This is a genomic window from Streptomyces sp. KR80, assembly GCF_052245555.1.
Lineage (GTDB): Bacteria > Actinomycetota > Actinomycetes > Streptomycetales > Streptomycetaceae > Streptomyces.
In genome coordinates this window covers 16,097-28,984 of sequence record NZ_JBQQCD010000023.1, presented here as the reverse complement: position 1 = coordinate 28,984, position 12,888 = coordinate 16,097, and the positions used below count along the sequence as shown (strand labels likewise).

Here is a 12,888-nt window from a genome sequence, read left to right as displayed (position 1 = left end):
CGGACCGCCCCGCTCGGGAGCGGTCCGGGGCCCTCGGCCTTGTCCGGCGCCCGGACCGCCGGGAGCCGACGGACTCCCGGGCCGTCCAGAGTCCGGGCACGGCCCCCGTGCGGTGGCGGCACGCCGATAGGCTGGGACACGCAGAGCCGCAGGTGACGGCTCGTCCCTGCCCACCCACGGATCCGGGAGCGGACACCATGGACGTTGTGACCCCAGCAGGTGGGGACGCCCTCACCTGGCCGGATGTCCTCAGCTCACTGCTGGCAGGCGAGAACCTGAGCGCCGAGGACACCGCCTGGGCCATGGACCGCATCATGAGCGGCGAGGCGACGGACGCGCAGATCGCCGGTTTCGCCGTCGCGCTCCGCGCGAAGGGCGAGACCGTGGAGGAGGTCTCCGGCCTCGTCCGCACCATGTACGCCCATGCGAACCTGATCGAGGTGCCGGGCCAGAGCGTGGACATCGTCGGCACGGGCGGCGACCGGGCCAAGACGGTGAACATCTCGACGATGTCGGCCATCGTGGTGGCCGGGTCGGGCGCGAAGGTCGTCAAGCACGGCAACCGCGCCGCCTCGTCGGCGAGCGGCGCCTCCGACGTGCTGGAGAAGCTGGGCGTCAACCTGGACCTGTCACCGCAGCGGGTCGTCGAGGTCGCCGCGGAAGCCGGCATCACCTTCTGCTTCGCGGTGAAGTTCCATCCCGCGCTGCGCCACGTCGCGCCCGCCCGCCGCGAACTGGGCATCGCCACCACGTTCAACTTCCTCGGGCCGCTGACCAATCCGGCGCGAGTGCGCGCCCAGGCCACCGGGGTCGCCGACGCCCGGATGGCGCCCATCATGGCGGGCGTGCTGGCCGAACGCGGCTCGTCCGCATTGGTCTTCCGCGGCGACGACGGCCTGGACGAGCTCACCACGACCTCGACCTCCCAGGTGTGGGTGGTACGGGACGGGACCGTCCGGCAGGAGACCTTCGACCCGCGGGACGTGGGCCTCGAGCTGGTGCCGGTCCAGGCGCTGCGCGGCGCCGACGCCTCGTACAACGCGGATGTCGCACGGCGGCTACTGGGCGGCGAAACCGGGGCCGTACGGGACGCCGTGCTGCTCAACTCGGCGGCCGCCCTGGTGGCCCTGAACCCGACGGACGCGCCGCTCGCCGAGCAGATCGCGGCCGGTATGGCGAAGGCCGCCGAGTCGATCGACTCGGGAGCGGCGCGGCGGACGCTGGAGCGCTGGATTGGAGCCAGCAACGGCTGATGCCGGCACCGATGTCCCAAGTGATGTGACGCACGGCGCAGTCCAGCGGGCGGACAGCGCCTTGCGCGTCATTGATCATGTGGCATGATGCTGGACAGGTCACGAGTGACAGCGAATCGGCCCCGGCCCGCTGTCCGGCAACCCTCCGTCCGTGGCGGGGTGCCCCGGGTGATGACCAGGCCGTAGGCAGCGAGGTCTGCGGCAAGCGCGGATCCCTCGCCGGGATCCTGGTCCTCGAGGGAGCTCTTCCGTGAATCAGCGAATGCGCTAGGGCCTACGGCCCGTTCTCGACCGCCTCCGTGCGGCGGCGTCGGCTGCTCTTCGAAGCGGCGACGACCGTGCGTCGAGGCACTTCCCGCCCGCCCGACGTCTCTTTTTCGGGCGCGTGCGTCCTTGAAGCCATTCCGCCTTTCCCTGGGGAGATTTCGCCATGTCCGTGCGCCCTGCCGCCCTTGCCACCACCTCCACCGTTCAGCCCCGCGCCACCGAGTCCGACTGTGCGGCGCCCTCCGCAGGCACGCCGCTGCCCGTACTCGGCCGGGACGTCCTCGTCCCGCTCGTCACGGGTGGCGAGGTGACCTACGCGGCCCTCGACTACGCGGCGAGTGCGCCCGCCCTGCAGCGGGTCTGGGACGACGTGGCCGCGTACGCCCCCTACTACGGCAGCGTCCACCGTGGCGCCGGGTACCTCTCCCAGCTGTCCACCGATCTCTTCGAGAACAGCCGGGCGACGGTCGCCGCGTTCCTCGGCTGCCGGGAGGACGACCAGGTCGTCTTCACCCGCTCCACCACCGACTCCCTCAACCTCCTGGCCTCCGCCCTTCCCACGGCCACCAGGGTCTTCGTGTTCGAGACCGAGCACCACGCCGCCCTGCTGCCCTGGCGGCACCGGGACGACGTCCAGGTCACGTACCTCGAAGCCCCGCGCACTCCACAGCAGGCCGTCGAGACGCTGGAGCGCGCCCTGGCCGAGCCGGAGGCACGCAGGCCGGAGATGGCGGAGTCGTACGGTCCGGCGCTGGTGTGCGTGACCGGCGCGTCCAACGTCACCGGCGAGCTGTGGCCGGTACGGGAGTTGGCAGCCGTCGCCCATGCGCACGGTGCCCGCATCGTGCTCGACGCCGCCCAGCTCGCCCCGCACCACCCGGTGGACATCGCGGAGTTGGACGTCGACTGGGTCGCCTTCTCCGGGCACAAGCTGTACGCGCCCTTCGGCTCCGGTGTTCTCGCGGGCCGCGCCGACTGGCTGCGAGACGCGGACCCCTACCTCTACGGCGGCGGCGCCAGCCGGCAGGTCTCCCGACGGGTCGACGGCGGCGTGGACGTCGAGTGGCACACCACCGCGGCCCGGCACGAGGCCGGTTCGCCCAACGTCATCGGCGTCCACGCCATCGCATCGGCCTGCAGGGCGCTCACCGCGGCAGGCTTCGACGGCCTGGTCGAGCGGGAGCAGCGGCTCGTCAACCGGGTCCGCGAGGGACTGGCCGAGGTGCCCGCGGTGAAGGTGCTCTCCCAGTTCGGCGACGATGCGCCCCGGGTCGGAGTCATCTCCTTCGTGGTGGAGGGCTGGAACAGCTCGCACTTCGCGGCGGCGCTCTCCGCCGAGTACGGGATCGGCGTACGAGACGGGCTGTTCTGCGCGCACCCGCTCGTAAGGGCCCTGCTCGGCGGCCGGCCGGACGAGCCGGGTGAGTGCGGCGCGCCGGAAGCGGCGCCGGGGGAGAGGTCGCTCAACGCCATCCGCGTCAGCTTCGGCGCGGGCACGCCCGACGAGCACATCGACCGCTTCATCGGAGCCGTCAAGGAACTGGTCCGCGACGGCGCCCGGTGGAACTACCGCACGGAGGACGGCCGCTGCGTTCCGGTCAGGGGCTAGCCCCTGACCGGAAGGCCGGTGCTTTTTGGCGGCCGCACGCGGCCCCCGGCGGTCCCGGCCCTTGGCTGGGCGCTGCGCGCGCTGCACGGTTCCGTGCCGCCGGCCCGCAGCGCACGCGTCCGGCGCGAGGAGCCCGATGCCCTGTGCGGTGCCCGCACGCCGCGGTGCGAGCCTGCGCCGCAGGCGTGTGTGGTCTCCCGCCGCGTGAGGGGGAAGATCGGCGGTGCGGCGCGGTGGTCATGCGGCGGATGGGCGGGGAACCCGGCGCGGAGCGCCGGGGCTGCACGGTCCCGCGCCGGGAGGCGACTACGCGTCGAGGCCGATGGCGAAGGCCGCCTCGAGGTCGTGCTGGGAGTAGGTGCGGAACGCGACATGCGTATCCGTCGCCTCGACGCCGGGGATCTTGCTGATGTTGCCCGGGATCACATCGGCCAGATCGTCGTGGTGCGCCACCCGGACCATGGCCACCAGGTCGTAGGTGCCGGTGACCGAGTAGACCTCGCTGACCCGGTCCAGAGCGGCGATCGACTCGGCGATCTCGGGAATCCGATCCACGCTGGTCTTGATGAGCACGATCGCGGTGATCACGGCTGGCTGTCTCCCTCGGTCGCCCTGGCTGCTCCCCCAGAGCTTCGCCTGGGAGTACCCCGGCTCACTCTAGCCCTCCCGTCTCCCACCACCACCCTCAACGGAAGACGCTACGCGCCGCTGTCGATTTCCCGTCTCGCTCCGCCACCCTCGACGGAAGGCGCTCCCCGCGACTGCCGATCGCCGCGGAAGCGAAGCCACGCATAGCCGAAGCCGAGGCAGAAGCCGACGAGGTGGGCCAGGTAGGCCACCCCCGGCTGAGGCCTGGCACCGTGCACCGCCAGCCCCTGGACCACGAACCAGAAGAGCAGCACCACCCGGGCGGGAAGCCGCAGCGGGAGAAAGAACAGAAAGGGGAAGAGGCTGGTCACCCGCGCCTTCGGGAAGAGGAACAGGAACGCCCCCAGCACCCCGGAGATCGCCCCGGAGCCCCCGACCAGGCTTTTGGCGGATCCGGCGTGCGCGACCGCGTACCCGGCCAGCGCCAGATAGCCGATCGTGAGATAGAACAGCGCGAACGCCACCCGGCCCATCCGCTCCTCGACCATTCCGCCGAAGACGAGGAGGAAGAGCAGGTTGCCCAGCAGATGCAGCCAGCTGCCGTGGACGAAGAGTGCGGTCAGCGGCGTGAGGAGCGAGCGCGGGGAGCCCGACAACAGCTCGCGGGGGATCACCCCCCAGCGCTCGAAGTAGTCGGCCTGCGCCGCCAGCAGGTCCGTACCGGTGCCGTCCGCCGGGTCGAGGCCGGACGCGGGTCCGACGACGAAGATCAGGCAGCACAGTCCCATCAGGACATATGTGACTCTCACCGTGGCAGCCTTGCGGATCATGAGCAGAGCATGGCGTAAGGGGATCAACCTGCTCATTGCGCCTCGCCGTGCCTCCGTTGGCGGCCCGGCCCCGGCGCCGCGGACCTGCCAGGCCGTAGGGTTACGGAGAAGGCACCCCGCGATCCAAGGACGAACACGATGGGCGTTTCCCAGCCGACGGCTGACACCCGGTGGCGCTGCACCCTGTGCGGCAATCTCACCCGGTTCGACGTGACCCGCACGACCAAGGCCGTCGAGTACGTCCACCTCGACCTGGCAGGGGAGCCGACGATCGAGGAGCGCGACGTGGTCAGTGAGACCATCGAATCGGTGCGATGCCGCTGGTGCAACGCGGCTGACCAGATCGAACTGGTCGATCGCCCAGGCGCGAGCGCCTGACGAAGGAGTCGGTGAAGGTGGTGGAGCGTAGCGACGGTATCGGCAAGGCCGACGAGGCTGCTGGTGCCGCTGAGGTGCTCGACCACCCGCTGCCCGAGGGCGTGCGACACCGGGTCATCGCCGTCGTCGCGGACGCTTTCGGTGGTCTGACGATGGCGGAACTCCCGCCTCAGCTGCGTCAGTACGCCCGCTTCACTCCCTCCCGGCGGGCCAAGTTCGCGGGCAATGCCATGGCCGCCGCGCTGGAGAGCCACACCCTGTTCCGTCAGCGGGTCGCTGAGCGGCTGCGCGAGACCCAGCCCGAGCTGGCCGAGGCCCTGGAGTCGGGCTCTCCGCCGGCCGCCGCCGATCCCCTGGACGTGGCCGCCGCGGCGTACGTGCTCCGCCCGGTCGGCTGGGTCAAGCTGGTCGCCGCCGCCGGTGAGGAGGCGCTGCGCGCCCGGGCGGAGCGGGCCGACGAGGACGCGGCGCGCGAGATCCGGCGGCTCCGTGAGGAGCTCACCGAGGCCCGCGCGGCCGCCCGCGCCGAGGGCGACCGGATCCGCACGGAGCTGGAGGCGGCCCGTAAAGAGGCCGAGAAGGCGCAGCGCAAGCTGCGCAGCTCCCTGAGCGATGTACGGCGCGGGGAGGCGGCGGTGCGCAAGGCCGCGGCCGAGCTGGAGTCCGTACGGGCCGCCGCGGCGGCGGAGAAGGCCGCGGCGGAGAGCGAGACCCGGCGGCTGAAGGCGCGACTGGCAGAGACGGAGGCGGCGCTGGAGGCGAGCCGACGGGCCGCGCGCGAGGGCCGCAGCGTCGAGGACATGCGGGTGCGGCTGCTGCTCGACACGGTGCTGGACGCGGCCCAGGGCCTGCGGCGCGAGCTGGCGCTGCCGCCCGCGTCGATGCGCCCGGCGGACACCGTGGACGCGGTCGAGCCGGGCCGGATGACGCCGAAGGACATCGCGAGCCGGGCGCTGTCGGAGACCGATCCGGCACTGCTGGACCAGCTGCTCGCGCTGCCGCAGGCTCATCTGGTCGTGGACGGCTACAACGTCACCAAGACGGGGTATCCGACGATGCCGCTGGAGAAGCAGCGGCTGCGGCTGCTGGGCGGGCTGGCGGTGCTGGCGGCCCAGACGGGCGCCGAGATGACGTGTGTCTTCGATGGTGCCGAGCTGGCGGCCCCGGTGCTGCTCGCACCACCGCGCGGGGTGCGGGTGCTGTTCAGCAAACCGGGACAAACCGCCGATGAGTTGATCCGTCAGCTCGTCCGGGCGGAGCCCCCGGGGCGTCCGGTCGTCGTGGTGTCCACGGACCGCGAGGTGGCCGACGGCGTCGCGCGTGCCGGCGCTCGGCCGGTGGCGTCCGCTCTGCTTCTGAAGCGGCTTTCGCGCACCTGAGGAACTCCTGGGTTCAATGCCCGAATTGATATCAGCGGTGAGTCAGGTACTCATCACTACCGGTGTGATGAATGTAAAGAATGGTGTGCGTGACAGAGTTTTTTCTCATCAGGATTTGAACCGATCACGGGAAGGTCACTAAGGTCTGGCCACGAACCTTCGCGCGGTGACCGTCCATCCGGGACGGCAGCGGAGGTACCGCCGAGTCCGTGGTGGTTTCCCCAGGTTTGACGGGGAAGGGCCCGATCCACCCGGAGCCGGGGTTTCGCAACCCCCACTTACCCGGTAGGCGGCTGGAGGAAGAAGGAGCTCGCCCCCGTGGCGTCCCACCGTCGACCCAAGCAGTCCAGCCGGGCGCGCGTGACCGTGCTCACCGCCACCGCCGCCGCAGCCGTCGCTCTCACGTCCCAGGCCGCGCAGGCCGACCCCAAGGAGAGCAAGAAAGAGGTCAAGGCGAAGGTCGACGCCCTCTACGAAGAGGCCGAGCACGCGACCGAGAAGTACAACGGGGTCAAGGAGAAGCAGGACAAGCTCGAGAAGCAGGTCGACACCCTCCAGGACAAGGTGGCCCGCGGGCAGGACGAGCTCAACGAGCTCCGCAACGGGCTTGGTTCGATGGCCACCGCCCAGTACCGCACCGGGGGCATCGACCCCTCCGTGCAGCTGATGCTCTCCTCGGACCCGGACACCTACCTCGACAAGGCGTCCGCGCTCGAGCAGCTGAGCACCAAGCAGGCCGACGCGCTGGGCAAGATCGCCGACCAGCAGCGCTCGCTCAAGCAGCAGCGCGAGGAGGCGTCCACGAAACTCGCCGAGCTCGCCGACACCCGCGAAGCGCTCGGCGACAAGAAGAAGGAGATCCAGGGCAAGCTCTCCAAGGCCCAGGCCCTCCTCAACACGCTGACCGCCAAGGAGCGTGCGGCCCTCGCCGCCGCGGAGGCGGCGCGTGCGAGCCGCGCCAACGACCGTGCGAACCTGGGCAATGACGCCTCCGCCTCGCAGCGCGCCTCCGCCGCGTTCAGCGCCGCGAAGTCCAAGATCGGTTCGCCGTACGTCTGGGGCGGCTCCGGCCCGAACTCCTTCGACTGCTCCGGGCTCACCTCGTGGGCGTACCGGCAGGCCGGTGTCTCCATACCGAGGACCTCCGAGTCTCAGGCCCAGATCGGCACCCGGCTCGGCCAGAGCCAGCTCGCCCCGGGCGACCTGGTGTTCTTCTACGGCGACCTGCACCACGTCGGTTTCTACGCGGGCAACGGGCAGATACTGCACGCTCCCAAGCCCGGTGCCTCGGTGCGCTACGAGTCGATCAACAACATGCCGTTCCAGTTCGGCGTGCGGGTCTGACGTCCGTACCGGACCGGAGGTCACACCGCCCATCCGGGCGAATCGCGGCAACCTCCGCTGACTCCACGCCCCGCCGGTGACCTGCATCTCCGGCGGGGCGCCACATTCCGTACCCGACGGCGTCTTTGAACGCTCCGTGTCTGCGCGGCTACTGTCTGCCGCGCAGTGTCGGTCCCAGCTCCGCCCGCCCCGGGCGGCGGGGACTCATCGCGGAAGGAGTGCGGCTTCCAGTGGCGTCCCATCGCCGTCCAGCGCAGTCCACCGGCCTCGACCGGACGACGTGCCTGACCGTTCTGTCCGCCGCCGCGGCCACGGCCGCCGCGGCGCTGTCCGCCGCACCCGCCGACGCCGACCCGCGGGACTCGCCGACCGACCTCGCGAGGCGGATGGACCGGCTGTACGAGCACGCGGAGCGGGCCACCGAAAAGTACAACGCCGCCGACGAGCGCCACGACCGGCTGCTGGTCCAGGTCGAGCAGGTCCAGGACCGGGTGGCGCGCGGCCAGGAGCGGGTCAACCGGATGCGCGACGGCCTCGCCACCCTCGCCGGCGCCCAGTACCGCTCCGGCGGCATCGACCCGGTACTCGCCCTGATGCTGTCCGAGGACCCGGACGGATACCTCGACAAGGCGGCCATTCTCGATCGGATCGGCAGTCGGCAGTCCGGTCGGCTCCGTGCGCTCCAGGAGGCCCAGCGCTCCCTCCGGCAGCAGCGCGAAGAGGCCGCGAGCAAGGTCGCAGAGTTCGCGCTCACTCGCGCCGAACTCGTACGCCAGAAGCGGAACGTGGAGCGTCGGCTGGCCGCCGCCCGCAGGCTGCTGGACTCCCTGAGCCCCGAGCAGCGCGCGGCGTACGGCAGGGCGTCCCGCGGTGACGGCCGCTCCGGCGAGGGCATCGACTGGCTGTCCGGCGAGGTGCCCGCGTCCCCGCGTGCCGCCGCCGCGGTGGCGGCCGCCCGGCGGGCCGTCGGCGTCCCGTACGTCTGGGGCATGGCGGGGCCGGGCGGCTTCGACTGCTCCGGGCTCACCCAGTGGGCGTACGCCCAGGCCGGGGTGGGGATCCCCCGCACCTCCCAGGCGCAGCGCTACGCAGGCCGGCAGGTGCCGATCGACCAGGCCCGGCCCGGCGACCTGGTGACCTACCGGGGTGACGCCAGCCATGTCGGGATGTACATGGGCAACGGGCAGGTCGTGCACGCGCCGTACCCCGGCGCGCAGGTGCGCTACGACCCGATCGGGATGATCCCCGGTGGGACGGTGACGCGCATCTGACCCCGCGTACGGGCCGTACGGGCCGCACGTGTCGTTCGGCTCTTCCCGGACGGCCCGTACGATCGGGGGCGTGGCGGATCGGCGGAGCGCAGCGAGGTGGACGGCCGCGCCGGTTGCGGCGCTTTTCCTCGCCCTCCTTGTCCTCATCGCCCTGCTGGCCGGATGCGGCTCACCCTCCCGGGACGACCCGGACCGGGCCGTCCAGCGCATGCTGGACCGGCGTGCCGCCGCGTTGCTGGAGCGTGATGCCGACGGATTCGTCGCGGCCGCGGACCCCAGCGCCACCGCCTTCCGCGCCCAGCAGCGCCGGGTCTTCCACAACCTCGCGGATGTGCCCCTGAAGGGCTGGGAGTACCGGCTGACCCGCACCGGAGGTTTCGAACCCGCCGCAGGCGGCGAGGGGCGGCGCATCGCGGCCGAGGTCCTGCTGCGCTATCGCATCGAGGGCCAGGGCGCCGCACCCGTGACAGCTCTCCAACGGCTGACCGTCACCGAGCGGGACGGCCGCTGGTACGTCGCCGCGGAGGAATCCAGGTCGCCGGACCGGCGGCACCGCGCACGGCAGCTCTGGGACCAGGGTGAGGTCGTCGTCGCCCGGGGCAGCCACAGCCTCGTCCTCGGCGTGGGCCAGGAACCGCGGCGGCTGCGGGCCATCGCACGCGACACCGACCTGGCCGTGCCCGCCGTGAACGACGCCTGGCGGGGGACCTGGGCGCGGCGCGTGCTGGTGCTCGTACCGGAGTCGGTGAGCGCGATGGGCGAGCTGCTGGGCGCGTCCGAGGACGCGTACCAGGGCTTGGCGGCCGTGACCACGGGTGAGGCGGGCGCGCCGAGGGACACCGCGGCGGACCGGGTGATCATCAACCCGGACGCGTACGGCGTGCTCGGGGAGTTCGGCCGGAGCGTGGTGCTGACGCACGAAGTGACGCATGTGGCGACCCGGGCGCACACCTCGGCCGCCACCCCGATGTGGCTGTCCGAGGGCTTCGCCGACTGGGCCGGTTACCGGGCCACGGGCCGTACGCCTCGTGAGCTGGCCCCCGAGCTCACGCGGGCGGCGGCGGCCGCCCGGCTGCCCCGGCACCTGCCCAGGAACGAGGACTTCGGCTCCGGCGGAGACGGCGGCCGTCCGGGAGTGGCGTACGAAGGAAGCTGGCTGGCCTGCCGGATGATCGCCGAACGCTGGGGCGAGGACCGGCTCGGAGAGCTCTACCGCAGGGTGGGGGCGGACCAGCGGCCGGAAGGCGCGGCGGACCGGGGACTGCGCGCCGTGCTGGGCGTCGGCCTGGACGACTTCACGGCGCAGTGGCGTGCGTATCTCGCTCGGGAACTGCTTCCCGGGGGAGCGGGAACTCCGGGCTCGTAACCGCCTTCGGCATGGGCGGTGGCCCCAGCCGGGGGCCGCTCACTGTCTCCTGCCAGAGTCGCCGGCAGCTCACCACCGTCGCCGCGACCAGCAGGCCGTTGCGCAGCGCCAGCAGCGCGATGCCGAGCACATCGCTCGCCAGCACATGGGAGAACCAGACCGGGAACTCCAGCAGGGTCACCGCGCAGGCCGCGAGCACCAGTGCCGCCGACGGACCCTGGCGGCTGCCGCGGAGCGTCAGACACACCGCGGCGAGGCCGACCGGCCAGACCATGTACTGGGGGCTGATCACGCGGCTGGTGGTGGTGAACAGCAGCACCGCCGCGAGGGCCGCGTCTCCGGGGGTGCCGGGCAGCAGGTGCACGGCCCGCAGGCGCCACACGGCCAGCCAGCCCAGGGCGAGGGCCGTCAGTGCGAGCGAGAGCCGGCTCACCACGGTGACGTACGGGCCGAGGAACTCGACCGAGCCGTAGTTGAGCAGCACCTGGCCCTCCCAGCCGAAGTGCCGCAGCACGTGGAAGAACAGCGAACCCAGCGACTCGATCTCGGTGCCTCGGTCGCGCTGGAAGGTGAGGAAGGCCCAGGCACCCGGCATCGCCGCGGTGAGCAGCAGGGCGAGTACGACCGCGGTGGCCGCTGCGGTGGTCCAGCACGCGCGCGTGGAGCGGCCCCGCTCCGTGCCTACCAGCAGCAGGGCGGGCCAGACCTTCAGCAGCGCCCCGACGGCGGCGAGCGCCCCCGCCGAACGCGGGTGGCGCCCCATGGAGAGCAGCGCGGCCACGGCGACCGCCGTGACCATCACGTCGTAGCGGGCGTATGCGGTGGGGCCGAGCAGCGGCACCCCCGCCACCCACACCCAGGCGCCGGTGCGCTGTCGCCCCGGCCGCCGGCTGGTCCGCAACAGCAGTGCAAAGACGACCGTGTCCGCCAGCCACGCAAGGAGGAAGAAAGCCGACGGGTAGTCGAGGAAGGGCAGCAGGCCGGGGGAGAGGACGGCCAGCGCAGCGGCGGGCGGGTACTGCCAGGCGACGTCGTCGAGCGGGAAGGTGCCGGCCTGCAGCACCTCGTACCAGCGCTGGTAGATCAGCGAGATGTCGTCGGTGACGTCCGGCCCCGGCAGCACCAGCACCTTGAACACGCACAGCAGCAGGACGGTCCGGGTGACCGCCCAGACCGCCACCGGCCGGGCGAGAGGCCACCAGACGCCGTGATACATGGTCACCTCGTCGCATTTCATTGCGGTATGCCGTGTTTGTTGCATCATGGCGGGCGCGAGGGTGCAGAAGCCACGAGGCATGGGCGGCGTGGCGCGGGAGGCCCACGGACGCGGCTGCGTATGCGGCCCGTGCGGTGGGCCGCCATGTGGGCGGACGCGCTACTGTCGGCACGCCATGGACAAGACCCTGATCGTGACCAACGACTTCCCGCCCCGGCCCGGCGGCATCCAGACCTTCCTGCACAACATGGCCCTGCGGCTCGACCCGGCGCAGATGGTCGTCTACGCCTCCACGTGGAAGCGCGACCGGGAAGGCGTCGAGGCCACGGCCCGCTTCGACGCGGAGCAGCCGTTCACCGTCGTGCGCGACCGTACGACGATGCTGCTGCCCACCCCGCGGGTGACCCGGCGGGCCGTGGCCCTGCTGCGCGAACACGGGTGCTCCGCGGTGTGGTTCGGGGCCGCGGCCCCGCTCGCTCTGATGGCGCCCGCGCTGCGGAGGGCGGGTGGCCGGCGGCTGGTCGCGACGACGCACGGGCACGAGGCGGGCTGGGCGCAACTGCCCGGTTCGCGGCGGCTGCTGCGAAGGATCGGCGAGGACACGGACACGATCACGTACCTGGGTGAGTACACCCGCTCCCGGATAGCGGCGGCGCTCACCCCGCAGGCCGCCGGGCGGATGGTGCAACTGCCGCCGGGGGTGGACGAGAAGACCTTCCACCCGGAGTCGGGCGGTGACGAGATCCGCGCCCGGCTCGGGCTGGCCGACCGGCCGGTCGTCGTCTGCGTCTCGCGGCTCGTACCCCGTAAGGGCCAGGACACCCTGATCCGGGCGATGCCGCGGATCGTGGCGGCGGTTCCGGACGCCGTCCTGCTGATCGTCGGCGGCGGCCCGTACCACAAGGACCTGGAGCGGCTTGCCGACGAGACGGGAGTCGCCCGGTCAGTACGCTTCACCGGTGCTGTACCGGGAGCAGAGCTGCCGGCCCACTACGGCGCGGGGGACGTCTTCGCGATGCCGTGCCGTACGCGGCGCGGCGGCCTCGACGTCGAAGGCCTCGGCATCGTCTATCTGGAGGCCTCGGCGACCGGACTGCCGGTGGTGGCCGGGGACTCGGGCGGTGCGCCGGACGCCGTGCTCGACGGCGAGACGGGGTGGGTCGTGCGCGGGGACTCGGCGGAGGAGACCGCCGAGCGGATTGTCACGCTGCTGAACGATTCCGCGCTGCGCCGCCGTATGGGGGAGCGGGGGCGTGCCTGGGTCGAGGAGCGCTGGCGCTGGGACCACCTGGCGGACCGCCTCACCGCCCTCCTCTGACCGGGCCCCTGCGGCGATGCCCGGCCCACGTGGCGCATGCTCCATGCCGGAGGCCCGGGAACGCCGCAC

At 72.2% G+C, this 12,888-nt stretch carries 11 protein-coding genes and 1 riboswitch; of the genes, 8 read left to right on the top strand and 3 right to left on the bottom strand.

Translation table 11 applies throughout. The features are described 5' to 3' along the window. Nucleotides 1–197: 197 nt before the first annotated feature. Together trpD and ACTWQI_RS25680 are read left to right on the top strand one after the other, a co-directional pair. Nucleotides 198–1,253, top strand: a complete 1,056-nt coding sequence (trpD, locus tag ACTWQI_RS25685; protein ID WP_443274115.1) for an anthranilate phosphoribosyltransferase — start codon at nucleotides 198–200, stop codon at nucleotides 1,251–1,253. A gap of 97 nt (nucleotides 1,254–1,350) precedes the next feature. Beyond that, a riboswitch (SAM riboswitch) is annotated at nucleotides 1,351–1,467 on the top strand. 216 nt (nucleotides 1,468–1,683) lie between these two features. Then, nucleotides 1,684–3,129 (top strand): aminotransferase class V-fold PLP-dependent enzyme, encoded by a 1,446-nt coding sequence (locus ACTWQI_RS25680; RefSeq protein ID WP_443274114.1) that lies wholly within the window; start codon nucleotides 1,684–1,686, stop codon nucleotides 3,127–3,129. Nucleotides 3,130–3,435: 306 nt separating this feature from the next. Here the strand turns inward: ACTWQI_RS25680 and ACTWQI_RS25675 are convergent, their stop codons facing one another. Together ACTWQI_RS25675 and ACTWQI_RS25670 are read right to left on the bottom strand one after the other, a co-directional pair. Beyond that, nucleotides 3,436–3,717: an Lrp/AsnC family transcriptional regulator gene (locus tag ACTWQI_RS25675; RefSeq protein WP_443274113.1), complete on the bottom strand. Its 282-nt coding sequence runs from the start codon at nucleotides 3,715–3,717 to the stop codon at nucleotides 3,436–3,438. A gap of 110 nt (nucleotides 3,718–3,827) precedes the next feature. Further along, the gene (locus ACTWQI_RS25670; protein ID WP_443274112.1) at nucleotides 3,828–4,547 is read right to left on the bottom strand and encodes a rhomboid family intramembrane serine protease; all 720 of its coding nucleotides are present in this window, start codon (nucleotides 4,545–4,547) and stop codon (nucleotides 3,828–3,830) included. 138 nt (nucleotides 4,548–4,685) lie between these two features. Here ACTWQI_RS25670 and ACTWQI_RS25665 point away from each other — a divergent pair, with 138 nt between their 5' ends. The 5 genes from ACTWQI_RS25665 (at nucleotide 4,686) to ACTWQI_RS25645 (ending at nucleotide 10,285) form a co-directional block, all read left to right on the top strand. Continuing rightward, nucleotides 4,686–4,925 (top strand): hypothetical protein, encoded by a 240-nt coding sequence (locus ACTWQI_RS25665; protein ID WP_443274111.1) that lies wholly within the window; start codon nucleotides 4,686–4,688, stop codon nucleotides 4,923–4,925. A 20-nt stretch (nucleotides 4,926–4,945) separates the two neighbouring features. Next, nucleotides 4,946–6,304 (top strand): NYN domain-containing protein, encoded by a 1,359-nt coding sequence (locus tag ACTWQI_RS25660; RefSeq protein WP_443274165.1) that lies wholly within the window; start codon nucleotides 4,946–4,948, stop codon nucleotides 6,302–6,304. Between the two features lie 318 nt (nucleotides 6,305–6,622). Then, entirely contained in the window at nucleotides 6,623–7,648 is a 1,026-nt protein-coding gene (locus ACTWQI_RS25655) for an NlpC/P60 family protein (protein WP_443274110.1), read from the top strand. A gap of 230 nt (nucleotides 7,649–7,878) precedes the next feature. Next, nucleotides 7,879–8,919, top strand: a complete 1,041-nt coding sequence (locus ACTWQI_RS25650) for an NlpC/P60 family protein (RefSeq protein WP_443274109.1) — start codon at nucleotides 7,879–7,881, stop codon at nucleotides 8,917–8,919. Nucleotides 8,920–8,989: 70 nt separating this feature from the next. Further along, on the top strand, nucleotides 8,990–10,285 hold the full coding sequence (locus tag ACTWQI_RS25645; RefSeq protein WP_443274108.1) for a hypothetical protein: 1,296 nt from the start codon (nucleotides 8,990–8,992) through the stop codon (nucleotides 10,283–10,285). Here the strand turns inward: ACTWQI_RS25645 and ACTWQI_RS25640 are convergent. Beyond that, a complete protein-coding gene (locus ACTWQI_RS25640; RefSeq protein WP_443274164.1) occupies nucleotides 10,215–11,501 on the bottom strand; it encodes a glycosyltransferase 87 family protein in 1,287 nt (428 codons plus the stop codon). The two genes, ACTWQI_RS25645 and ACTWQI_RS25640, sit on opposite strands and share 71 nt — an antisense overlap. Nucleotides 11,502–11,676: 175 nt before the next feature. Between ACTWQI_RS25640 and ACTWQI_RS25635 the strand changes: the two genes are divergently transcribed. Next, nucleotides 11,677–12,819, top strand: a complete 1,143-nt coding sequence (locus ACTWQI_RS25635) for a glycosyltransferase family 4 protein (RefSeq protein ID WP_443274107.1) — start codon at nucleotides 11,677–11,679, stop codon at nucleotides 12,817–12,819. Nucleotides 12,820–12,888 lie beyond the last annotated feature (69 nt).

Bases quoted from the DNA above. Each gene is read 5' to 3' on its own strand.
- trpD (WP_443274115.1), top strand. From the start codon at position 198: ATGGACGTTGTGACCCCAGCAGGTGGGGACGCCCTCACCTGGCCGGAT.
- ACTWQI_RS25680 (WP_443274114.1), top strand. From the start codon at position 1,684: ATGTCCGTGCGCCCTGCCGCCCTTGCCACCACCTCCACCGTTCAGCCC.
- ACTWQI_RS25670 (WP_443274112.1), bottom strand. From the start codon at position 4,547: ATGATCCGCAAGGCTGCCACGGTGAGAGTCACATATGTCCTGATGGGA.
- ACTWQI_RS25665 (WP_443274111.1), top strand. From the start codon at position 4,686: ATGGGCGTTTCCCAGCCGACGGCTGACACCCGGTGGCGCTGCACCCTG.
- ACTWQI_RS25640 (WP_443274164.1), bottom strand. From the start codon at position 11,501: ATGTATCACGGCGTCTGGTGGCCTCTCGCCCGGCCGGTGGCGGTCTGG.
- ACTWQI_RS25635 (WP_443274107.1), top strand. From the start codon at position 11,677: ATGGACAAGACCCTGATCGTGACCAACGACTTCCCGCCCCGGCCCGGC.